The following is a 21064-nucleotide window of genomic DNA, read 5'->3' on the forward strand; positions in this document are numbered from 1 at the left end:
GGGGCTGTATCAACCAGCCCCGTGTCCGACTCATTAACCTGAAACCCTCAACCTACGCGGTAGTTCGGGGCTTCCTTGGTGATCTGCACATCGTGGACGTGGGACTCGGCCATGCCGGCGCCGGTGATGCGCACGAACTGCGGCTTGGTGCGCATGTCCTGGATATCGGCGCTGCCGGTGTAGCCCATGGCGGCACGCAGGCCGCCCATCAGCTGGTGGACGATGGCGGTCAGCTGGCCTTTATAGGGCACGCGGCCTTCGATGCCTTCGGGTACCAGCTTCTCGGCGCCGGCGGAGGCGTCCTGGAAGTAGCGGTCGGAGGAACCGGTGGAACCGGCCATGGCGCCCAGGGAGCCCATGCCACGGTAGGACTTGTAGGAGCGACCCTGGAACAGCTCGATCTCGCCCGGCGCTTCTTCGGTACCGGCGAACATCGAACCCATCATCACGCAGTAGGCGCCAGCCACCATGGCTTTGGCCAGGTCGCCGGAGAAGCGGATGCCACCGTCGGCGATCAGCGGAACGCCGGTGCCTTCCAGGGCAGCGGCGACGTTGGCGATGGCGGAGATCTGCGGCACGCCGACGCCAGCGACGATACGGGTGGTGCAGATGGAGCCCGGGCCGATGCCGACCTTGACGGCGTCGGCGCCAGCGTCAGCCAGTGCCTTGGCCGCTTCGCCGGTGGCGATGTTGCCGCCGATGACCTGGACTTGCGGGAAGGTTTCCTTGACCCAGCGGACGCGATCGATCACGCCTTTGGAGTGGCCGTGGGCGGTGTCGACGACAACCACGTCAACGCCGGCGGCGACCAGGGCGGAAACACGCTCGCCGGTATCGGCGCCAGTGCCGACGGCAGCGCCGACGCGCAGGCGGCCCAGGTCATCCTTGGACGCCAGCGGGTAGGTCTTGGCCTTCTCGATGTCGCGGAAGGTCACCAGGCCAGTGAGGTAGAAGTTCTCGTCGACGATCAGCATCTTCTCGATGCGGTTCTCGTAGAGCGCCGCCTTGATCTCTTCCAGCGGGGTGTTCTCGCGGGCAGTGACCAGTTTGTCCTTCGGGGTCATGATCGCGGCCACGCTGTCGCCGATGTTCGGCTTCACGCGCAGGTCGCGGCCGGTGACGATACCGACCAGCTCACCCTCTTCCACCACCGGGAAGCCGGAGAAACCGTACTCGCGGGCGATCTGCAGCAGCTCGATGATCTTGGTCGACGGGGTCACGGTGACCGGGTCGCGAACAATCGCGGTCTCGTGCTTCTTGACCTTGCGGACCTCGGCGGCCTGCTGCTCGATGCTCATGTTCTTGTGGATGATGCCGATGCCGCCTTCCTGTGCCATGGCGATGGCCAGGCGGGCTTCGGTCACGGTATCCATCGCGGCGGACACCAGCGGGATGTTCAGTTCGATGCCACGGGTCAGGCGAGTCTTCAGACTCACGTCCTTGGGCAGGACTTCCGAATAACCTGGGATCAGGAGGACGTCGTCGAAAGTGAGGGCTTCTTGGCTGATGCGCAGCATGGCGGGGGCTCCCGATCGGGAAAAATGGAAGCGCGGCATTATATCCCAGCTGGGGGCTGCGGCTCAACGTGACCTGACGATCTGAATAAGGCCTTTCTCCACCTTGCGTGCTGGCCCCTGTCCACAGGCCCGCTTATCATCCTTCGCCATGCAGAACGATCCCTTCCAACGGCTGGGCCTCGACCGCGAGGTTCTGACCGTCAGCCAGCTAAACCAGCGCGCCCGCCACCTGCTGGAGGACGTGTTCCCGCAGGTGTGGGTCGAGGGCGAGATCTCCAACCTCGCGCGGCCCGCGTCCGGTCACCTGTACTTCACCCTCAAGGACAGCAACGCCCAGGTGCGTTGCGCGCTGTTCCGGCAGAACGCCCTGCGGGTGCGCCAGGCCCTGCGCGACGGCCTGGCCGTGCGGGTGCGCGGCAAGATTTCGCTGTTCGAAGGGCGCGGCGACTACCAATTGATCGCCGACACCGTCGAACCCGCCGGCGATGGCGCGCTGCGACTGGCCTTCGAGGCGCTGAAAGAGAAACTCGCCGCCGAAGGCTTGTTCGCCGCCGAGCGCAAGCGCGAACTTCCGGCTCATCCCCGGCGCATCGGTATCGTCAGCTCGCCCACCGGCGCGGTAATCCGCGACATCATCAGCGTGTTCCGCCGCCGCGCGCCGCAGGTCGAGCTGACCCTGGTCCCCACCGCCGTACAGGGCCGCGAAGCCATCGGGCAGATCGTCCGCGCGCTCAAGCTGGCCGACGCGCAGGGCTTCGACGCGCTGATCCTGGCCCGTGGCGGCGGCTCGCTGGAAGACCTCTGGTGCTTCAACGAGGAACCGGTGGCCCGCGCCATCGCCGCCTGCGTGACGCCCATCGTCAGCGCCGTGGGCCACGAAACCGACGTATCCATCAGCGATTTCGTCGCCGACGTGCGCGCACCGACGCCCTCGGCCGCCGCCGAGCTGCTGGCGCCCCACAGCGGCGACCTGCAACAGCGCCTGGACAGCCTGCGCCGCCGGCTGATCCTGCGCATCCAGGACCGTCTGACCCGCGAACGGCTGCGCCTGGAAGGCACCGCGCGGCGCCTGCGCCACCCCGGCGAGCGCCTGCGCCAGCAATCCCAGCGCCTGGATGACCTGGACATGCGCCTGCGCCGGGCCTTCGAGCGCCAGCTGCAGATCCGCCAGGAGCGTGTGGCACGCCTGGATACTCGCCTCGCCGCGCAACACCCTGGGCGCAACCTGGCCCTGCTGCGCCAGCGCCTGGACAATCTCAGCGCCCGCCTGCCCCGCGCTACCAACGCGATCCTGCGCGAACAGCGCCAGCGCCTCGACAGCCTGATGCAGACGCTGCACATCGTCAGCCCGCTGGCGACACTGGGGCGCGGTTACAGCATCCTGCTGGACGACAAGGGCCAGGCGATCCGCAGCGCCGCGCAGACGAAGAACGGCCAGCGCCTCAAGGCCAAGCTGGGCGACGGCGAGCTGGAAGTACGCGTGGAAGACAACCACCAGGCGCCCGTCACCCTGTCGCTGCTGGACTGAGAACCGATGACCGACCTGCTCGCACCGATCCTGCCGCAACCCGATCCGGACTGGGCCGAGGCCTTCCGCGTGCCTATCGTCGAGTGCCACCAGCCGCTGCAGGCCATGGGCATCGCCACGGGTTTCGCGGTATGGCCGGCCTATCACCGCCTCGGCGTGCCCAACGCGCAACCGGAGTGCTATGCCCGAACGGGAGTATTCGAGCGCCTGTTGCACGCCGCCAGCCTGCTGCCCGACGGCCTGCGCCTGGTCATCCTCGATGCCTGGCGGCCGTTCGCCGTGCAGCAACACCTGTACGACACGCTCTACGACATCCTCCGCCAGCACCAGCCAGACGCCGACCCAGCCGAGCTGACCCGGCGCACCCGCGAATTCGTCGCGCCGCCCAGCACCCGCGCCGAATCGCCGAGCCCGCACCTGACCGGCGGCGCCATCGACCTGACCCTGTGCGACAGCGAAGGCCGCTGGCTGGACATGGGCAGCCTGTTCGACGAAGCCACGCCGCGCTCCTATACCCGCCATTACGAAGAGATCGCCGCGCCGGACGAGCAGCAGGGGCGCATCCGCGACAACCGTCGGATCCTGTTCAACGCCATGAGCGATGCAGGGTTCAGCAACCTGTCCAGCGAATGGTGGCACTACGACTACGGCGACCAGCTGTGGGCCGCGCACCTGGGCAAGCCCCACGCCATCTATGGCCCGGCGCAGGTGCTGCCGCTGGAACAGCTGTGGCGCCAGCAGCTCGAGGGCCTGCTCCGTTAGCTTTCTCCTCTGCCGGGGAGCCCGGACCTGCAGGAGCGCCCTGCCACGACGTTCCGCTTTCGACGAAATCGTCCCGCTCGCCGAAGAGCGCCGTGTAGACTGCCCGCTTCATCCGCCGACACGTCCACGGATTGCGCCATGTTCCGACTCTTCTGCCTGCTCGCCGCCACCCTCCTCGCCCTGCCCGCCCACGCCGAAGGCTTCATCAGCCGTACCCTGAACAAGCCAGTGCCCGGCGGTGTCGTCGTGGTGCAACTGGGCCAGGATGCCGCCGTGCCCACCGCCACCTTCCAGGGCAAGCCGGTGCTGGTGGTGCGCGAGGAAGGCCGCGACTGGATCGCCATCGTCGGCATCCCGCTGACCACCAAGGCCGGCAACCAGCAGATCGCCGTGAAGCAGGCCGGCGCGAGCCGCAACCTCGGTTTCACCGTCGGCGCCAAGCACTATAAAGAGCAGCGCATCACCCTGAAGAACACCCGCCAGGTGAACCCATTGCCCGAGGACCTCAAGCGCATCAACCGCGAACTGGCCGAGCAGACCGCCGCCTACCGCAGCTTCAGCCCCGGCACGCCGAGCAACCTGGTGCTGGACAAGCCGGTCGACGGCCCGCTCTCCAGCCCCTTCGGCCTGCGCCGCTTCTTCAATGGCGAGGAGCGCAACCCGCACTCGGGCCTCGACTTCGCCGTGCCCGCCGGCACGCCGATCAAGACACCGGCCGCCGGCAAGGTAATCCTGATCGGCAACTACTTCTTCAACGGCAACACCGTGTTCGTCGACCACGGCCAGGGCTTCATCAGCATGTTCTGCCATATGTCGAAGATCGACGTGAAACTCGGCGATCAGCTCCCACGCGGTGGCGTGGTCGGCCGTGTCGGCGCCACCGGCCGCGCCACCGGGCCGCACATGCACTGGAACGTCAGCCTGAACGACGCCCGCGTCGACCCGGCGATCTTCATCGGCGCGTTCAAGCCCTGATGCGACTTCGTTTCGATGGGCGCAGTGCGCTGTTCGCGCTGCTCTGGTTCGCCGTGCTGGTCTGGCTGGCCACGGCCGGCGCGCACCTCGGCTGGCTGCGCGGCTTCGGCGGCGACGTGCTGGCGGTGATCTGGCTGTACTGCCTGTTTCGCGCGGCGCTGGATGCACCGGCGCACTGGCTCGCCGGCGCGGCGCTGGCCTGCGGGCTGCTGATCGAATTCGGCCAGTTCCTCGCCGCGACCCTCCACTGGCAGATCGGCAACCGCGCACTGCGCATCGTGCTGGGCGCCACGCCGGACTGGCTGGACGTGCTGGCCTACTGCATCGGCTTCGCGCTGACTCTCGCGGCGCGGCAGACCCGCTTGGCTCTCAGGCCAGCGGGTAACTGAAGAACAGCGCCATCTCCCCGGGCAGCACCTGCGCCGGGTCGTAGAGGTCGGTGGAAAGCCCGCTGAGGGAGAAGCCGCGCAAGCGGTAGAAGCCTACCGCCGGCAGGTTGAGGTTCTGGGTTTCCAGCCACAGGTGGCGCGCCTCGGTGCCGCGCGCCCAGTCCAGGCAGCCTTCCAGCAGTTGCTTGCCTACGCCCAACCCGCGCGCCTCGGGGAGGACGAACAGGTCGTCCAGTACCGCACGGCGATTCCAGATTTCGTAGCGGGCGATAGCGAAGCCCAGGCGTTCGCCTTCTTCGTCGACGACCACGGCGGTCCAGTCGGCCGCCGTGACATCATCTTTCAGATCAGCGAAGGGATAGCGCTTGGTCTGCGTCTCGGCCAGTCGCTCCTCGCGCAGGATGAAACCATCGGCGGCACTCTCGACACGCAGGATCGAGTCGCTCGAGTAGCTGCCGTCGAAACCCAGCAGCCACTCGCCGTCTTGCGCCCACACCAAGGGGCGCAGGAGCCGGTCGCTCATCAGTTCATCTGCATGCCGTGCATGTCGTGGCCCATGTCGGTGCCCCCTTCTGTTCCTTTAGAGAGTGGGGCTTCTTTCTGCACCGCGATCTCGACCTTCACGTCGCCGGCCTTCTGGAAGTGCAGGGTCAGCGGGAAGCGCTCACCATCGGTGAGCGGCTTCTTCAGGCCGAACAGCATCAGGTGGTACTGGCCAGGCGCGAAGACGACCTTGCCGCCGGCAGGAATATCCACGCCCTCGACTTTCTGCATTTTCATCATGCCGTCCTTCTCCACGTGCTGGTGGATTTCGGCGCTGGCGGCGCGGTCGGTGTCGGCGCCGAGCAGGCGGTCCGCGTCCTTGCCGTGGTTCTGCACGATGAAGTAGGCCGCGCCGTTCACCGAGTTGGCCGGCAGCAACAGCGACCAGGGATGGTCGATGTGCAGGTTGCCAGCCTCGTATTCGTGGGCCATGGCGGCCCCGGAGAAGCCCAGCAGGACAGCGAAAGCGAGCAGGGTTTTACGCATGTTCGAGACTCCAGTTGGCTTGTGATCGGTTCCGCCGGATCGGCGGCAAAACATCGGGCGGCGGACGAAACGATCGCGCCGCAGCATAGCCTGCCTCGCGGCAGGCGTCAGGGTTGAACAGCGCACGCATCAACCCAGCGCCGGGCTGCGCGACTTGAGGCGCGACAGCACCGCCCAGTCCAGCGCCCACACCAGCAGCAGCGACGCGCCCACCAGCGGGAAGGCGACACCGAGGATGATCATGAGCGCCACCCCGCCCTTCCATACCGGCAGCGCGTGCGGCATCGGCGGCACGCCGAGTCGCCCCTGCGGACGGCGCTTCCACCAGATCCACAGGCCGCTGACGGCGCTGAGCAGGATCATCAGGCAGACGCCGAGCATGAGCAGTTGGTTGAACAGGCCGAACATCTTGCCCTCATGCAGCATCACGCCGGACTCGACGCCCTTGGCCACCAGCCCGTAGTCCTTCCAGCGCACGTCGGCGAGCACCTTGCCGGTGTACTGGTCGATGTGCAGGGTGGCGTCGTTGCGCGAGTCGTCGGCGAACACCGAGACGGTGAAAACGCCCTGCTCGCCCTTGGGTAGGGCGATGGTGTAGCCCGGCGTCACACCGGCCCGGTCGGCGGTGTCGACCACCTGCTGCAGGCTGATCTGCGGCATCGCCATGCCGCCGGAACCATGGGCCATGTGTTCGGCGTGGGCGCCGCCGGACATCGGCATCGGGGTGTTTTCCATCGCCCAGGGAATGGTCTGGCGGTGCGCCTCGTTGAGCGTGCGCGCCTCCAGGTCCGATTTGGGCACGTCGTTCCACATGGCTACCGGGAAGCGGTTCCAGACATCAGCGAAGGATTTGCCCCAGAAGCCGGTCCAGGTCATGCCGGTGAGCAGCATGAACAGCATCAGCAGCGAGCCCCAGAAGCCGACCACCATGTGCACGTCGCGCCACAACGCACGGCCACGGCGGGACAGGTCCGGCCACAGCAGCACCCGCAGCGAACGCTTACGCGGCCACCACAGGTACAGGCCAGACACCACCAATACGATGCCCCAGCCGGCGGCCAGCTCGATCAGTCGGTCGCCGACGGTGCCGATCATCAGCTCGCCGTGCAGCGCACGGGCCATGGCCTGCAGGTTGGACTTCGCGTCCTGCACGCCGAGCAGCTTGCCGCTGTAGGGGTCGACGAAGGCATTCACCTCGCGCCCATCGAGCTGGGCGACGAACTGTGCGCTACGGTCAGCGGCCGGTGCCGGCAAATACTGGCTGACCTGCAGCTGCGGGTTCTGGTGATGCAGGTGCATCAGTTGCTCGTCGGCGGACAGCCGCACCTCACCCGGCGTCACCTGCAGCAGGTCGCTGTACATCAGCGGGTCGAGCTGCGGCTTGAACAAGTAGATGATCCCGGTCAGCGACAGCAGGATCATGAACGGCGCGACGAACAGCCCGGCATAGAAGTGCCAGCGCCAGGCCTGGTTGTAGAAATCGAATGTCTTCTTCTGCATTCGTTGATCTCCTCACGCAAGGAGGCCCCCGACCGGCGGGGGCCGGTCGGGCATTAGAACGAGAAGTCCACTTTGGTCCAGAACGTACGTCCCCGCTCGTGGATCGATTCGGGGTCGTTGGCCGGGTAGCCGAAGCCGGCGTTGCCCGCCAGGTTCAGGTGCTCGGCGTAGTCCTTGTCGAACAGGTTGTCGACGCCGGTGCTGACCTTGAGGTTCTTGCTCAGCTTGTACGCGCCGTTGAGCGAGAACACCGCGAAGCCGGGGCTTTCGTCGAAGTCGTAGCCGACCACGTTGCCCTGGTTCTCGGCGATACGGCCCTGGTGCGCGACCACGCGCCAGAGACCGCCGGCGCTCCAGTCGCCTTCCTCGTAGCTCAGGCCGAAACGCGCCTCCAGCGGCGGCATCTGCGGCAGCGCAGTATCGTCGGTGGTGTTCTTGCCCCAGGCGTAGGCCAGGGTGCCGTCGGCGGTCCAGTTGCTGGTCAGCGCGTAAGCCGCGCCCAGTTCGCCACCCATGATCCGTGCATCGACGTTCCGCGCCTGGGAGGTGCGGCCCATCATGCCGCCGGGCATGTAGTCGAACAGGATGTAGTCGCGGATCACGCCGACATAGCCGGACGCCCAGGCCTTGAGCTTCTCGTCCTCGTACTGCGCGCCGAAGTCCAGCTGGGTGGTTTTCTCCGGCTTGATGCTGTCGAAGGCATTGACCGAGCCGGTCGGTCCCTTGTCCGGGGAGAACAGCTCCCAGTAGTCGGGGAAGCGCTGCACGTGGCCAAGGCCGACATAGAGCGTGGTCGGCGTGTCGGCCAGGTCGTGCTCATAGCGCGCGAAGCCGCTGGGCAGCGTGTCGGCGCGGGTGTCGTCGGCCGTGGGGTTGGGCATCGCCATCATCCCCGAGCCGGTGCTCTGCCGATAATCCTTGACCGAGGCGCGGTCCAGGCGCGCACCGGTGATCACGCGGTCGCGGTCGGCGGCGTACCAGGTCAGCTCGCCAAAGGCGCCGTAGTTGTGGAAAACGGCATCCTTGTCCCACGGCTGCTCGTCATAAGTATTGATACCCATGCCGGAGCGTTCGCGGTGCTCGTTGGTCTGCGCGTCAACGCCGGTGATCAACTTGAAGTCGTCCCAGCGCCAGGTGGCGGCCAGGCGCCCGCCGAGGGTCCGGCGGTCGACGTTGGAAGCCATCGGGCCGGCCATCATGCCCATGCCCGACGGCGTGCGCAGGCTGTAGTTGTCCATCACGTGGTCGGCGTAGTTGTAGTAGACCTGCGCCTCCAGCTTGTCGAGCACTTCGCCGATGTTGGACTTCTCGAAGCGCAGGCCGAGGCTCTCGCGCTTGAACTGCGAGCCATCCATGCCGCGTCCGGCGTAACGCGCTTCACCGTCGCCCTTGCCGGCGGTGAGCTCGACCAGGGTGTCGGCGTCCGGCGTCCAGCCCACGGCCACGTCGCCGTTCCACTTGTTCCAGCGCGAGGGCACGGTGTTGCCGCTGCCGTCCTCGTAGTCATCGGACTGCGACTTGTTGCCGATGACCCGCACGTAGCCCAGCGGTCCACCGGCGGCGGCGTCCAGCACGCGGTCGAAGCGGCCGTTGGAGCCGGCGGTGAGGCTGCCGTTGATTCGCGTGCCCAGTTCGCCGAAGCGCTCCGGCTCACGGTCGAAGCGGATGGTGCCGGCCGAGGCGCCGGGGCCCCAGATCACGGTCTCCGGGCCCTTGACCACGGTGAGCTTGTCGAAGGTTTCCGGCGAGATATAAGAGGTGGGCGCGTCCATCCGTGCCGGGCAGGCACCGAGCATGGTGGTGCCGTTGGTGAGGATGTTCAGGCGCGAGCCGAACATGCCGCGCAGCACCGGGTCACCGTTGGTGCCGCCGTTGCGGATGGCGGAGAAGCCGGGAATGGTCTTGAGATAATCGGCGCCGTCGCTGGCGGGGATCGGCTGACGCGGCTGCTTGGGGTCGGTGACGATGGTCAGCGGCGAACTCTGCGCCACGGCGGTAATGACGCTGGGCGACAGTTCGGTGACATGCGAAGAGTGATCTTCCTCTTCGGCCATCGCCGGGACGGCAGTGAAACCGCCAAGGGCGGTCAGCGCGCACAGGGCGCGCAAGCCGACGGCACGTTGCCGACGGCGCATTTGCATGCGGGACATTCCATTAATTCCATGATCGGTGATGACGCCCGCTCCACGCGTACTCGCACGGCGCGCAAGCGAATGCAGGCATCCGCGCCGGGGTCGGGGAGTCGGGATTGCGGGTCAGCCGATCAGGGCAGGAGGTGCGCGCGAGCGGGCGCCGGGGAAGACCGGCGAGGCGGGAATACTAGAGGAGGAGAGCTGTGCGACAGGGGCCCCAGCGACCGGCATGCTGTGATCGAGCAGAACCGGTGGCGGCGTCAGCGGCGGGCTGTGGATCAGCAGGCTGCAGTAGCCGCACTTCTCCATGAAGGCGTCGGCGGTGAGCGGTTGCTCGCCGTGGGAAGTCGGTGCCGCGTGTTGTGCAGCAGCCCGGTGCCCGTCCGAACAGGCCATCTCGTCCATGGCGGCGACCGCCGCACCATGGTCCATGGCCTTGCCATGCTCCATCGGCATGACGTGATCCATAGGCATGGCGTGATCCATCGGCATCGACTGGGAAACCAGCGGGCCGACATAGATCATCAGCATGGCGAACAGCGCCAGCCAGGTTCCTACGCCTTGTCGCGTGCGACGGGTCACGAAATGTCCTTGGGGATGGTGGGCCCCGCCTGAGGCGAGGTGCGCAATGATCGCATGGAGTGACAAAGCTCCGCTGCGGCAAGTAGACGCAGAATCAGTTAAGCACAGCGTTAAGCGCTAGGAAAAATTGCTCAAAATCAATTATTCAAACAATTTAATCTCACAGGACATTCTCCAGAGACTATTTCTACCAAATTTCCCCAAATGCTTGCCATTGGTCTTCCAGGCCTTTAGCTTGGCACTCATGAAAACCGCACACACCCTCATCCTGCTTCGCCAACACGCCTGCCTGCGCCTGGTCAGCCCGCGACTGCGTGGCTGAGCCCCCCTCCCCCGGTTTCGCCTCATTCAGATTTTTATGCGCCGGCCCCGCAGGCCGCAGAGAACAAGGATTCCGCTCATGAGCATGTTGAAAGACCCGTCGAAGAAATACCGCGCCTTCACCCAGATCACCCTGCCCGACCGTACCTGGCCGGACAAGATCATCGACAAGGCGCCGATCTGGTTGTCCACCGACCTGCGCGACGGCAACCAGTCCCTGATCGAGCCGATGGACGCCGAGAAGAAGATGCGCTTCTTCAAGTGCCTGGTGCAGGTCGGCCTGAAGGAAATCGAAGTGGGCTTCCCGTCCGCCTCGCAGACCGACTTCGACTTCGTTCGTGAGCTGATCGAGGGCGGCCACATTCCCGATGACGTCACCATCCAGGTACTGACCCAGGCTCGCGATGACCTCATCGAGCGCACCTTCGAGTCCCTCAAGGGCGCGAAGAAAGCCATCGTCCACTACTACAACGCCTGCGCACCGAGCTTCCGCAAGATCGTCTTCAACCAGGACAAGGCCGGCGTGAAAGCCATCGCCGTGGCCGCTGGCCAGACCATCAAGCGCCTGGCCGCCGCCGCGCCGGAAACCCAGTGGGGCTTCGAGTACTCGCCGGAGGTGTTCAGCTCCACCGAGACCGATTTCGCCGTCGAGGTGTGCAACGCGGTGATCGACGTGTTCCAGCCGACCCCAGCGAACCGTCTGATCCTCAATCTGCCTGCCACCGTCGAGTGCGCCACGCCGAACAACTATGCCGACCAGATCGAGTGGTTCGGCCGCCAGATCAACAAGCGTGACAGCGTGCTGATCAGCCTGCACACCCACAATGACCGTGGCACGGGCGTAGCCGCGTCGGAACTGGCGCTGATGGCCGGTGCCGACCGCGTCGAAGGCTGCCTGTTCGGCAACGGCGAGCGCACCGGCAACCTGTGCCTGGTGACCATGGCGCTGAACATGTACACCCAGGGCATCGACCCCGAGCTGGACTTCTCCGACATCGACGCCGTGCGCAAGGTGGTGGAAGAGTGCAACCAGATTCCGGTGCACCCGCGCCACCCGTACGTGGGCGACCTGGTCCACACCGCCTTCTCCGGCTCCCACCAGGACGCCATCCGCAAGGGCTTCGCCCAGCAGAAAGACGACGCCGTGTGGGAGGTGCCGTACCTGCCGATCGACCCGGCGGACATCGGCCGCAGCTACGAAGCGGTGATCCGTGTGAACAGCCAGTCCGGCAAGGGCGGCATCACCTTCCTGCTCGAACAGGAATACGGCATCAGCCTGCCGCGCCGCATGCAGATCGAGTTCAGCCAGGTCGTGCAGAACGAGACCGACCGCCTCGGCCTGGAAATGACCGCCGAGCAGATCTACACCCTGCTGCAGACCGAGTACCTGCAGGCCGTCTCCCCGTTCGGCCTGAAGAACTACCGCCTGCAGGAAGAGAACGGTATCTGCGCCATCGACATCGACGTGACTCACAAGGGCGAACAGCACCGTTGGCACGGTAAGGGCAAGGGCACCCTGGAAGCCTTGGTCGCCTCGCTGCCGGTGGATGTCGAGATCATGGACTACAACGAGCACGCCATCGGCGCCGGCACCAACGCCCGCGCGGCCGCCTACATCGAACTGCGCGTCGAGGGTGGTCGTTCGCTGCACGGCATCGGCATCGATGAAAACATCACCACCGCCAGTTTCCGCGCGCTGTTCAGCGCCCTGAACCGTGCGGTGACGCTGGGCCACGCGAAAGCAGCGTAAGTCTGGTTCAACCGTAGTCCCCCTTTGCCCCGGACGCCTCGTGCGTCCGGGGCTGTTTTCAACGGAGTGAAAACATGACCGATACATCGCAGGACAACCCCTTCCAGACGCCCGCCGCCGCACTTCAGGACGGCCCCGCCGTCGCCACGGGCGAACCGCTCTACCGTCTCGCCGCCGTGGGCATCGCCACCTTCTTCGGCACGCCGGTCGCCGGAGCCTGGATCATCGTCCAGAACCTCAAACGTCTGGGCCGCCACGCCCAGGTGCGCAACGCCTGGATCACCGGCATCGGTGCCCTCATCGCGATCTTCCTGCTGGGCATGTTCCTGCCGGATAGCGTCCCCGCCACTCCCATCAACATTGCCGCCGTCTTCGGCATGTATCACTACGCCAAGCAGCACACCGGCGGCGCCGTCGAGCAGCATGCGGCCCAGGGTGGCCAGTTCGCCTCCAACTGGCGCGCTTTCGGCGTCAGCCTGCTGTTCCTGCTCGCCGTCATGGCCGTGGTCTTCGGCGGAGCCTTTGTCCTGGCTCTGTTCGGACTGATCTGAATCATCCTCCGCACATCACCTAAAGATTCCCCCTAGCCCCCTAGGGGGAAGTCTCCGCAATGCTGGGGCTCGCCCCGATTACTCCCCGCTCTCCCCTTCCCTAGTCTTGCGTGCACTGCCGTGAAAGCGGCAGGCAAACAAAAAATCGTGTCACGCAATCAGACACTTTCGGCCGCCCCTGCCTTGCGTACAGAGGCGCCTGGTTACCTACAACAACAACGAGCTCGACGTGCTTGGCCATCTGCCTTCACCCGCTTCAGGAGCCAGTAACCGTGAACCCGCAATCTCCCCACCCGCTATCCGTCCGTGCTTCCCGTTATTCCTGGTATGTCGTCGTGCTATGCATGGTGGCCTACATCTTCTCCTTCGTTGATCGGCAGATCCTCTCGCTGATGATCGAGCCGATCAAAGCCGATCTGCAGATCAGCGACACCCAGTTCAGCCTGCTCAGCGGGCTGGCCTTCTCGCTGTTCTATGCCTTCATGGGCCTGCCCATTGCCTACCTCGCCGACCGCTCCTCGCGGGTCAGGATCATCGCCATCGGCGTGGCCTTCTGGAGCATCGCCACCGCCGCGTGCGGGCTGTCGAAGAACTTCGTGCAGATGTTCCTGGCGCGCATGAGCGTGGGCGTCGGCGAGGCCGCGCTGACTCCGGCGACCTATTCGATGCTCAGCGACCTGTTCCCCAAGGAAAAGCTCGGCCGCGCACTGGGGCTTTACTCCATGGGTGCCTTCCTCGGCGGTGGCCTGGCCTTCCTGGTCGGCGGCTACGTGATCGAGGCGCTGCGCGACGTGCCGGCCATCGACCTGGGCTGGCTGGGCCAGGTGCGCTCCTGGCAGATCGCATTCTTCATCGTCGGCCTGCCCGGCGTGCTGGTGGCGCTGCTGATCGCGCTGACCATCCGCGACCCGGAGCGCAAGCTGGGCGATCGGGAACAAAAGGCAACGGTTCGTGACGGACTGCGTTTCCTGCGCCGCCATCGCGCCACTTTCGCCTGCCACTACCTGGGCTTCTCCTTCTTCGCCATGTGCCAGTACGCGCTGATGGGCTGGGCACCGGCCATGTACATCCGCCAATACGGCCTGTCGCCACTGGAGGTGGGCTACATCCTCGGCGGCATCCTGCTGGTGCTCAACACTGCCGGGGTGTTCTGCGCCGGCTGGCTGGTGGACGGGCTGCAGAAGCGCGGGCGCAGCGACGCCGCGCTGATCAGCGGCATGCTCGGCGCCGCCTGCACCATTCCTTTCGTCATCGGCTCCGTGACAGCCGGTAACCTGCAGTTGTCGGTGCTGCTGATGGGCCCGGCGATGTTCTTCTGCGCCTTCTGCATCTCCACCTCGGCGGCCGCCATGCAGGTGCTCACGCCCAACCGCCTGCGCGCGCAGGTGTCGGCGCTGTTCCTGCTGGTCTCCAACCTGATCGGCCTGGGCGTCGGCACCACGCTGGTGGCTCTGCTCACCGACCACTACTTCAAGGACCCGAAGGCCGTCGGCTCCTCCATCGGCATCATTGTCACCCTCGCCGGGCTGCTCTGCCTGTGGCTGCTGGGCAGCGGTCGCAAGCATTTCCGCCGCAGCCTGGGCGAAGAGCAACGGGCCCGGCCCGAAGCCGCCGCGCCGCTGAACAGCACCACAGCCGCTGCGAATTGACCGCGTCCGCCCGACAAGACATAGGGCCGTTCGCCGGCGGGTCGCCCCGCGCCCCGGCGAACCGAGCCCAGGAGATGACGATGTTGCGTAATCGCTTTGCCAGTGCGCTGCTTTCCAGCGCGCTGTTGCCCCTCTGCGCCCAGGCCGACCTGATCGACGACAGCCGCCTGGACACCACCCTGCGCAACTTCTACATGTTGCGCGACTACCGCCAGGACAACGCTCCGCAGTCCCAAGCGGGTAGCTGGTCCCAAGCCGTGCTGGCACGCTTCAGCTCGGGCTTTACCGAAGGCACCATCGGTGTCGGTGTGGATTTCACCGGTTTCTACGCCCTGAAGCTCGACGGCGGCGCTGGCACCAGCAACGACAGCAACCTGCCCTATGACCGCTCGACCGGCGAGCCGGTGGACGACTTCAGCCGTGGTGGCGCCACGCTCAAGCTGCGCTATTCGAAGACCACGCTGAAGGTCGGCCTGCTGGAGCCGCGTCTGCCAGTGATCTTCCAGGACGATGTGCGCGTACTGCCGCAGACCTTTCAGGGCGTGATGCTGGAGTCGAAGGAGTCGGAGCGCTTCAAGTTCACTGCGGCCCAGTTGTGGAACACCAGCACCCGCGCCTCCAGCGATCGCGAGTCGTTCTACCTCGCCACTCGACCCGCCAGCCAGGACAGCAACAAGCTGAACCTGGGCGGCGTCGACGCGCAATGGACGCCGGGGCTGTCCACCAGCTACTACTTCGCCCAACTCGAGGACATCTATGACCAACACTATGTGGGAGCCAACTTCAAACAGCCGGTCGGGGAGAACACCGCGCTGCTCGGCACCCTGAGTTATTTCCACAACGAGGAATCCGGGCAGGCGTTGTCCGGTCGTATCGACAATCGCGCCTACGGGGCGCGGCTGGGCGTGAAGCACGGCGGCCACACGCTGTCGGCCACCTACCAGCGCATGCTGGGCGAGGACATGTTCCCCATGCTGCTGGGCAATACGCCGCAGCCCTACCTGGTCAACTGGGTCACCAACGGCGGGTTCTTCTGGGCGCAGGAGCGCTCCTATCAGCTGCGCTACGACTACGACTTCGCCAGCCTCGGGCTGCCGGGCCTGACCTTGATGACACGCTACACCAAGGGCACCGACATTGCGCGCCCTGGCAAGGGCGATGGCCACGAGTACGAGCGCGACACGGATATCGGCTACACCATCCAGGACGGACCGTTGAAGGCACTGTCGTTCCTGATGCGCACCTCCACCGTGCGCAGCAGCTATTCCAGCGACTACGACGAGGTGCGCTTCATCACCAGCTATCCGCTGGGATTCTGAAGGCCCAGAAATGAAGAAGGCCCCTTTCGGGGCCTTCTTTATTCACTCGTCGTCGCCACTGGCCGTCACAGCACCCAGGCAACACAGGCGGTGCTGCTGTTCACCCCCCTGCAGCAGCCAGCTCTCGTCCTCGGCCTGGTAGCTGGCCTCCATCACCTGGTTGTAGCTGAAGCGCCATTCGCGGCGGTCACGACCGTCGATGGATTCGATCTGCAGCACCACGTCTTCGCTGGCGAAGGGTTGCCCGGCGTTTGCGGCGGCGTCCGCCTGGTCCAGCAGTGCCTCGTTGAGCTCGAACTGCCAGGCATGCAGGCCGTCGATCAAGAGCATGTCGGCGGTTTCCAGCTGGTCCAGCAGATAGGGAGTCGTGGTCATCTTTGGCACTCGGCAATTGGGCTGGCCGCCATGATAGACCAGCTGGGTGCCGGCTGCCGGTTATTCCGCCCGGCGCGGGCAGAGGCGGCGTCTACACTGAGGGTTCTCGCACACCCCTGAGGAGGCAAAGCCGATGCGTACACGCGAACTCGGACAATCGGGCCTGAAGATTCCCGCGCTGGTCTTCGGCGGCAATGTGTTCGGCTGGTCCGCCGACGAAGCGACCTCCTTCCGTCTGCTCGATGCGCTGCTCGACGCCGGTCTCAACTGCATCGACACCGCCGACGTGTACTCGCGCTGGGTGCCGGGGCACGAGGGCGGGGAGTCCGAAATCCTGATCGGCAAATGGCTGAAGAAAACCGGCAAGCGCAGCCAGGTACAGATCGCCACCAAGGTCGGCATGGACATGGGCAACGGTCACAAGGGCCTGTCGGCGGTATACATCGAACAGGCCCTGGGACGCTCGCTCAGGCGTCTGCAGACCGACTATATCGACCTCTACCAGTCCCACTGCGATGACCCGCACACCTCGATGGAGGAAACCATGGGCGCCTTCGCCGAAACGGTGAAGAGCGGCAAGGTGCGGGTGATCGGCGCGTCGAACCTGGAGGCCAAGCGCCTGCGCGAAGCGTGCGAAGTGTGCGACCGCCTGAAGCTGCCGAACTACCAGAGCCTGCAACCCAACTACAACCTCTACGACCGCGCCAACTACGAGACCAACCTGGAGCCCACGGTGCAGCAACTGGGATTGGGCGTGATCAGCTTCTATTCGCTGGCGGCGGGCTTCCTCACCGGCAAGTACCGCAGCGAGGCGGACCTGGGCAAGAGCAGCGTACGCGGCTACAAGGTGAAGAACTTCATGAACGAGCGCGGCTTTGCCATTCTCGACGCGCTGGAGGAAGTGGCCGGCGAACTCCGCGCTACGCCGACGCAGGTCGCCCTCGCCTGGCTGATGGCACGTCCCAGCATCACCGCGCCGATTGCCAGCGCCTCGAAACTGGAACAGTTGCCGGACCTGATCGCAGCAGTCGACCTGAAGCTGAGCGATGAGGCGATCCAGCGATTGAATGCTGCCAGTGCGTATTGAGCGGGGCGACTGGCCTGCGACTACAAACGGATATCGAACTGGTCGGCGTCGAGATTGGCCGGGAAGCGTTCCCGGTAAGCCGCCAGCTCCGCCGCGCTCAAGGCTATCTGGAAGACGCCATCGGCATTCCCGGCGGCCAGCAGATTGTCTCCCTGGAAATCCAGCACCTGGCTGTCACCGGAATAGGCGTGGCCCTTGCCGTCTTCACCGACCCGGTTGACTGCCGCGACGTAGCACAGGTTTTCGATGGCCCGCGCCGGCAACAGCCGATTCCAGTGCTGGCGGCGCGCGGCCGGCCAGTTGGCGGTGTAGAGCAGCAGGTCAGTGTCCTGGGCATCTCGGCTCCACACCGGGAAGCGCAGGTCGTAGCAGACCAGCGGGCGAATCCGCCAGCCCTTCCAATCCAGCAGCACCTGCTGTTCGCCCGGCGTGTAGTGCTTGTGCTCGCCAGCCATGCGGAACAGGTGGCGCTTGTCGTAGTGCTGCACTTCGCCATCCGGGCGCGCCCAGAGCAGGCGGTTGCGATGGCTGCCGTCAGCGGCGCGGATGATCACGCTGCCGCAGACTACGGCGTCCAGTTTCGCCGCCTGTTCGCGCAGCCAGACGTAAGTCTCGCCCTCCTCCGCTTCGGCCAGCGCATCGGAATCCATGGAGAAGCCGGTGGTGAACATCTCCGGCAGGATCACCACGTCTGCGCCACGGGCGCTTTCCAGCAGCGCCTCGAAGCGCTCGCGGTTGGCCTTGGCGTCGTGCCAGACCAGGGTGGTCTGCACGAGGGCAAGCTTGAGGTCTGATAGTTGGCTCAGATCGCGCATAGTCGTTCCGCTGCCTGGCGCAGCGTCTCCTCTTTCTTGGCGAAGCAGAAGCGCACCAGGCGCATGTCCGCCGGGGCCTGCTGGTAGAACACCGAGACCGGAATGGCAGCCACGCCGTGCTCGCGGGTTAGCCATTTGGACATGGCGACGTCATCGAGGTCCGGGCGGATCGCCGAGTAATCGACCACCTGGAAATAGGTGCCGGCGGCGCGCTGGAAGGTGAAGCGCGAGCCTTCCAGCAGGTCGCAGAACAGGTCGCGCTTGGCCTGGTAGAAGCCCGGCAGCTCGCGCAAGTGCTCGGGATGCGCGGCCATGAAATCGGCCAGCGCCCACTGCAGCGGCGTCACGCCGCAAAAATTCACGTACTGGTGGATCTTGCGCATCTCCGCCGACAGCGCCGGCGGCGCCACCACGTAGCCGGTTTTCCAGCCAGTGACGTGATAGGTCTTGCCAAAGGAGCTGATGACGAAGGCGCGCGGATACAGTTCGTCATGGGCCAGCACGCTGGCGTGCTGCACGCCGTCGTAGATCAGGTGCTCATAGACCTCGTCGCTGACCACGTAGATCTCTCGGTCGCGGATCAGCTCGGCCAGGCGATCCAGGTCGGCTCGGTCGATCAGCGCACCGCTGGGGTTGTGCGGGCTGTTGAGGAAGATCAGGCGCGTGCGCGGGGTGATGGCATCCGCCAGGCGCTGCCAGTCGATGCGAAAATCCGGCTGGCTCAGGGCGACATGCACGCAGCGACCACCGGCCAGCTCTACCGAAGGCTCGTAGCTGTCGTAGCAAGGATCGAGGACGATGGCCTCATCACCGGCGCGGATCAGAGCCTGCACCGCGCAGAAGATACCTTCCGTCGCACCAGGAACGATAGTCACCTCGGTGTCGGCGCTGACGCTACGCCCATACAGGCTGGCAACCTTGATCGCTACTTGTTCGCGCAGCGCCGGCAGGCCGGTCATCGGGCTGTATTGGTTGTTTCCGGCCATGACATGGCGGGCGACCGCCTCGAGCAGCGGCGCGGGGCCGGGGAAGTCCGGGAAGCCCTGGGAGAGATTCAGCGCCCCGCTTTCGGCGGCGAGCTGGGACATGCGGGTGAAGATAGTGGTGCCGACATTCGGCAGTTTGCTGGTAAGCATGGCGTGACTGGAGGCTGCAGGCGATGGGAGGGAAGTCCCTACTCTATCGCCTGCGGCTTGCGGTCTAAAGCCTGACAGACGTTATTTACGTTTGTCCTTCTTCTTCTTCTTCTCCGCCTTCTTGTGGTGAGACATGAGGCGGCGCTTCTTGTTGACCTGGCGATCGGTGAGCTGGGTCTTCTTGCCCTCGAACGGGTTGTCGCCGCCCTTATACTCGATGCGGATCGGCGTACCGACCAGCTTCAGCACGCGGCGGAAGGTCTTCTCCAGGTAGCGCGTGTAGGCCTTGGGCACCGCATCCACCTGGTTGCCGTGGATCACGATCAACGGCGGGTTGGCGCCCCCCAGGTGCGCATAGCGCAGCTTGATGCGGCGGCCGTTGACCATCGGCGGCTGGTGGACCTGGATGGCGTCCTCGAGGATCTGCGTCAGCTTGCTGGTGGGCCAGCGGGTCACGGCGGAGCGGAAGGAATCCTGCACCGACTTGTACAGGTGCCCAACGCCAGTGCCGTGCAGCGCGGAGATGAAGTGGATGTCGGCGAAGTCGGCGAACATCAGCCGGCGCTCGAGCTCGGTCTTCACGTAGTCGCGCTCGGCCGACTCCATGCCATCCCACTTGTTCAGCGCAATGACCAGCGCACGGCCGGTCTCCAGCACGAAACCAAGCAGGTTGAGGTCGTGCTCGACCACACCTTCGCGGGCGTCCATGACGAAGATGACCACGTTGGCGTCCTGGATCGCCTGCAGGGTCTTCACCACCGAGAACTTTTCCACCGCCTCGAAGATCTTGCCACGACGACGTACGCCGGCGGTGTCGATCAGGGTGTACTTCTCTTCGTTGCGCTCGAAGGGGATGTAGATGCTGTCGCGGGTGGTGCCGGCCTGGTCGTACACGATCACCCGCTCTTCACCGAGCATGCGGTTGACCAGGGTGGACTTGCCGACGTTGGGGCGACCGATGATGGCGATCTTGATGCCATCCTTCTCGCTCGGGCCGGGGATGCGCTTGGCTTCCTCGCCCTCGGCGACCTCTTCCAGCTCGCTGGGCAGGTCGTTGTCTTCCGGCGCCTCGGGCTCCGGGGCGAACATCTCGCCCAACGCTTCCTGGAGCATCTGGGTGATGCCACGGCCGTGGGCGGCAGCGATCGGGATCGCATGCCCCAGAGCCAGCGGGCTGAACTCGGCGCGAGCGATGTCCGGATCGACGGTATCGACCTTGTTCGCCACCAGGTAGGTGCGCTTGTTCTTCTTGCGCAGGTGGTCGGCGATCATCTCGTCGGCGGCGGTGAGGCCCGCGCGGGAGTCGACCATGAACAGGACGGCATCGGCCTCTTCGATGGCCTGCAGCGACTGCTCGGCCATCTTGGCGTCGATACCCTCTTCGTCACCGGAAATACCGCCGGTATCGATGACGATGAATTTCTTGCCCTGCCACTTGGCCTCGCCGTACTGGCGGTCGCGGGTCAGACCCGCGTACTCGGCGACGATGGCGTCACGGGTGCGGGTCAGGCGGTTGAACAGGGTGGACTTGCCGACGTTCGGGCGGCCCACCAGGGCTATTACGGGAACCATGCGGCTCTCCAGGAAATTTGATTTTCAGAAAACACGACGGCCGCTGCCGTTTTTCACGGCAGCGGCCGGCAGTAA

The 21064-nt window shown here is 65.4% G+C and carries 19 protein-coding genes; 9 read left to right on the forward strand and 10 right to left on the reverse strand.

The annotated features are described in order from the left end of the window. Positions 1-47 precede the first annotated feature (47 nt). Entirely contained in the window at positions 48-1517 is a 1470-nt protein-coding gene (gene guaB / locus LDJ84_RS23610) for an IMP dehydrogenase (protein WP_024762983.1), read from the reverse strand. Positions 1518-1665: 148 nt separating this feature from the next. Between guaB and xseA the strand changes: the two genes are divergently transcribed. The 4 genes from xseA to LDJ84_RS23630 all read left to right on the forward strand — a co-directional run bounded on the left by xseA (position 1666) and on the right by LDJ84_RS23630 (position 5171). After that, complete coding sequence (xseA, locus tag LDJ84_RS23615; protein WP_196913131.1) at positions 1666-3045, forward strand: exodeoxyribonuclease VII large subunit; 1380 nt, start codon at positions 1666-1668, stop codon at positions 3043-3045. A gap of 6 nt (positions 3046-3051) precedes the next feature. Then, positions 3052-3807 (forward strand): M15 family metallopeptidase, encoded by a 756-nt coding sequence (locus LDJ84_RS23620; protein ID WP_084359521.1) that lies wholly within the window; start codon positions 3052-3054, stop codon positions 3805-3807. Positions 3808-3945: 138 nt separating this feature from the next. After that, on the forward strand, positions 3946-4782 hold the full coding sequence (locus tag LDJ84_RS23625) for a M23 family metallopeptidase (RefSeq protein WP_226045501.1): 837 nt from the start codon (positions 3946-3948) through the stop codon (positions 4780-4782). Next, a complete protein-coding gene (locus LDJ84_RS23630) occupies positions 4782-5171 on the forward strand; it encodes a DUF2809 domain-containing protein (protein ID WP_226045502.1) in 390 nt (129 codons plus the stop codon). The genes LDJ84_RS23625 and LDJ84_RS23630 overlap by 1 nt, the downstream gene beginning before the upstream one ends. Here LDJ84_RS23630 and LDJ84_RS23635 read toward each other — a convergent pair. The 5 genes from LDJ84_RS23635 to LDJ84_RS23655 form a co-directional block, all read right to left on the reverse strand. Further along, a complete protein-coding gene (locus LDJ84_RS23635; RefSeq protein WP_226045503.1) occupies positions 5152-5694 on the reverse strand; it encodes a GNAT family N-acetyltransferase in 543 nt (180 codons plus the stop codon). The two genes, LDJ84_RS23630 and LDJ84_RS23635, sit on opposite strands and share 20 nt — an antisense overlap. Next, positions 5694-6200 carry a copper chaperone PCu(A)C gene (locus LDJ84_RS23640; protein ID WP_037015862.1) on the reverse strand — a complete coding sequence of 169 codons (507 nt, stop codon included), beginning with the start codon at positions 6198-6200 and terminating at the stop codon, positions 5694-5696. The genes LDJ84_RS23635 and LDJ84_RS23640 overlap by 1 nt, the downstream gene beginning before the upstream one ends. Before the next feature lie 129 nt (positions 6201-6329). Next, positions 6330-7700 carry a PepSY-associated TM helix domain-containing protein gene (locus LDJ84_RS23645; RefSeq protein WP_226045504.1) on the reverse strand — a complete coding sequence of 457 codons (1371 nt, stop codon included), beginning with the start codon at positions 7698-7700 and terminating at the stop codon, positions 6330-6332. 53 nt (positions 7701-7753) lie between these two features. Then, positions 7754-9850, reverse strand: a complete 2097-nt coding sequence (locus LDJ84_RS23650; protein WP_226045505.1) for a TonB-dependent copper receptor — start codon at positions 9848-9850, stop codon at positions 7754-7756. A gap of 105 nt (positions 9851-9955) precedes the next feature. Beyond that, the gene (locus tag LDJ84_RS23655; RefSeq protein ID WP_024762977.1) at positions 9956-10414 is read right to left on the reverse strand and encodes a DUF2946 domain-containing protein; all 459 of its coding nucleotides are present in this window, start codon (positions 10412-10414) and stop codon (positions 9956-9958) included. 400 nt (positions 10415-10814) lie between these two features. Between LDJ84_RS23655 and leuA the strand changes: the two genes are divergently transcribed. From leuA to LDJ84_RS23675, 4 genes are all read left to right on the forward strand, one after another. Next, positions 10815-12485 carry a 2-isopropylmalate synthase gene (leuA, locus tag LDJ84_RS23660; protein WP_024762976.1) on the forward strand — a complete coding sequence of 557 codons (1671 nt, stop codon included), beginning with the start codon at positions 10815-10817 and terminating at the stop codon, positions 12483-12485. Positions 12486-12559: 74 nt separating this feature from the next. After that, positions 12560-13036 (forward strand): hypothetical protein, encoded by a 477-nt coding sequence (locus LDJ84_RS23665; RefSeq protein WP_170859355.1) that lies wholly within the window; start codon positions 12560-12562, stop codon positions 13034-13036. A gap of 272 nt (positions 13037-13308) precedes the next feature. Beyond that, positions 13309-14685, forward strand: coding sequence for a spinster family MFS transporter (locus LDJ84_RS23670; RefSeq protein WP_024762974.1), 1377 nt, complete (start codon positions 13309-13311; stop codon positions 14683-14685). 80 nt (positions 14686-14765) lie between these two features. Then, positions 14766-16004, forward strand: a complete 1239-nt coding sequence (locus tag LDJ84_RS23675; RefSeq protein ID WP_051445567.1) for an OprD family porin — start codon at positions 14766-14768, stop codon at positions 16002-16004. 42 nt (positions 16005-16046) lie between these two features. Here LDJ84_RS23675 and LDJ84_RS23680 read toward each other — a convergent pair whose 3' ends face one another. Further along, positions 16047-16379: a DUF5629 family protein gene (locus LDJ84_RS23680; RefSeq protein ID WP_037006648.1), complete on the reverse strand. Its 333-nt coding sequence runs from the start codon at positions 16377-16379 to the stop codon at positions 16047-16049. A 133-nt stretch (positions 16380-16512) separates the two neighbouring features. Between LDJ84_RS23680 and LDJ84_RS23685 the strand changes: the two genes are divergently transcribed. Further along, positions 16513-17466, forward strand: coding sequence for an aldo/keto reductase (locus tag LDJ84_RS23685; RefSeq protein ID WP_037014555.1), 954 nt, complete (start codon positions 16513-16515; stop codon positions 17464-17466). Between the two features lie 20 nt (positions 17467-17486). Here the strand turns inward: LDJ84_RS23685 and LDJ84_RS23690 are convergent, their stop codons facing one another. From LDJ84_RS23690 to der, 3 genes are all read right to left on the reverse strand, one after another. Further along, positions 17487-18281 carry an amidohydrolase gene (locus LDJ84_RS23690; RefSeq protein WP_024762970.1) on the reverse strand — a complete coding sequence of 265 codons (795 nt, stop codon included), beginning with the start codon at positions 18279-18281 and terminating at the stop codon, positions 17487-17489. Continuing rightward, positions 18269-19417 (reverse strand): pyridoxal phosphate-dependent aminotransferase, encoded by a 1149-nt coding sequence (locus tag LDJ84_RS23695; RefSeq protein ID WP_024762969.1) that lies wholly within the window; start codon positions 19415-19417, stop codon positions 18269-18271. Before LDJ84_RS23695 ends, LDJ84_RS23690 begins: the two co-directional genes overlap by 13 nt. An 81-nt stretch (positions 19418-19498) precedes the next feature. Further along, entirely contained in the window at positions 19499-20989 is a 1491-nt protein-coding gene (gene der / locus LDJ84_RS23700) for a ribosome biogenesis GTPase Der (RefSeq protein ID WP_226045506.1), read from the reverse strand. Positions 20990-21064: the final 75 nt, after the last annotated feature.

This window comes from Pseudomonas sp. HS-18 (assembly GCF_020401845.1).
In the GTDB taxonomy this organism is placed as follows: domain Bacteria; phylum Pseudomonadota; class Gammaproteobacteria; order Pseudomonadales; family Pseudomonadaceae; genus Pseudomonas; species Pseudomonas nitroreducens.

What these genes read in the sequence shown, in the direction of transcription:
- guaB (WP_024762983.1), bottom strand. Translation starts at nt 1,517, where the DNA reads ATGCTGCGCATCAGCCAAGAAGCCCTCACTTTCGACGACGTCCTCCTG.
- xseA (WP_196913131.1), top strand. Translation starts at nt 1,666, where the DNA reads ATGCAGAACGATCCCTTCCAACGGCTGGGCCTCGACCGCGAGGTTCTG.
- LDJ84_RS23620 (WP_084359521.1), top strand. Translation starts at nt 3,052, where the DNA reads ATGACCGACCTGCTCGCACCGATCCTGCCGCAACCCGATCCGGACTGG.
- LDJ84_RS23625 (WP_226045501.1), top strand. Translation starts at nt 3,946, where the DNA reads ATGTTCCGACTCTTCTGCCTGCTCGCCGCCACCCTCCTCGCCCTGCCC.
- LDJ84_RS23630 (WP_226045502.1), top strand. Translation starts at nt 4,782, where the DNA reads ATGCGACTTCGTTTCGATGGGCGCAGTGCGCTGTTCGCGCTGCTCTGG.
- LDJ84_RS23635 (WP_226045503.1), bottom strand. Translation starts at nt 5,694, where the DNA reads ATGAGCGACCGGCTCCTGCGCCCCTTGGTGTGGGCGCAAGACGGCGAG.
- LDJ84_RS23640 (WP_037015862.1), bottom strand. Translation starts at nt 6,200, where the DNA reads ATGCGTAAAACCCTGCTCGCTTTCGCTGTCCTGCTGGGCTTCTCCGGG.
- LDJ84_RS23645 (WP_226045504.1), bottom strand. Translation starts at nt 7,700, where the DNA reads ATGCAGAAGAAGACATTCGATTTCTACAACCAGGCCTGGCGCTGGCAC.
- LDJ84_RS23650 (WP_226045505.1), bottom strand. Translation starts at nt 9,850, where the DNA reads ATGTCCCGCATGCAAATGCGCCGTCGGCAACGTGCCGTCGGCTTGCGC.
- leuA (WP_024762976.1), top strand. Translation starts at nt 10,815, where the DNA reads ATGAGCATGTTGAAAGACCCGTCGAAGAAATACCGCGCCTTCACCCAG.
- LDJ84_RS23665 (WP_170859355.1), top strand. Translation starts at nt 12,560, where the DNA reads ATGACCGATACATCGCAGGACAACCCCTTCCAGACGCCCGCCGCCGCA.
- LDJ84_RS23675 (WP_051445567.1), top strand. Translation starts at nt 14,766, where the DNA reads ATGTTGCGTAATCGCTTTGCCAGTGCGCTGCTTTCCAGCGCGCTGTTG.
- LDJ84_RS23680 (WP_037006648.1), bottom strand. Translation starts at nt 16,379, where the DNA reads ATGACCACGACTCCCTATCTGCTGGACCAGCTGGAAACCGCCGACATG.
- LDJ84_RS23685 (WP_037014555.1), top strand. Translation starts at nt 16,513, where the DNA reads ATGCGTACACGCGAACTCGGACAATCGGGCCTGAAGATTCCCGCGCTG.
- LDJ84_RS23690 (WP_024762970.1), bottom strand. Translation starts at nt 18,281, where the DNA reads ATGCGCGATCTGAGCCAACTATCAGACCTCAAGCTTGCCCTCGTGCAG.
- LDJ84_RS23695 (WP_024762969.1), bottom strand. Translation starts at nt 19,417, where the DNA reads ATGCTTACCAGCAAACTGCCGAATGTCGGCACCACTATCTTCACCCGC.
- der (WP_226045506.1), bottom strand. Translation starts at nt 20,989, where the DNA reads ATGGTTCCCGTAATAGCCCTGGTGGGCCGCCCGAACGTCGGCAAGTCC.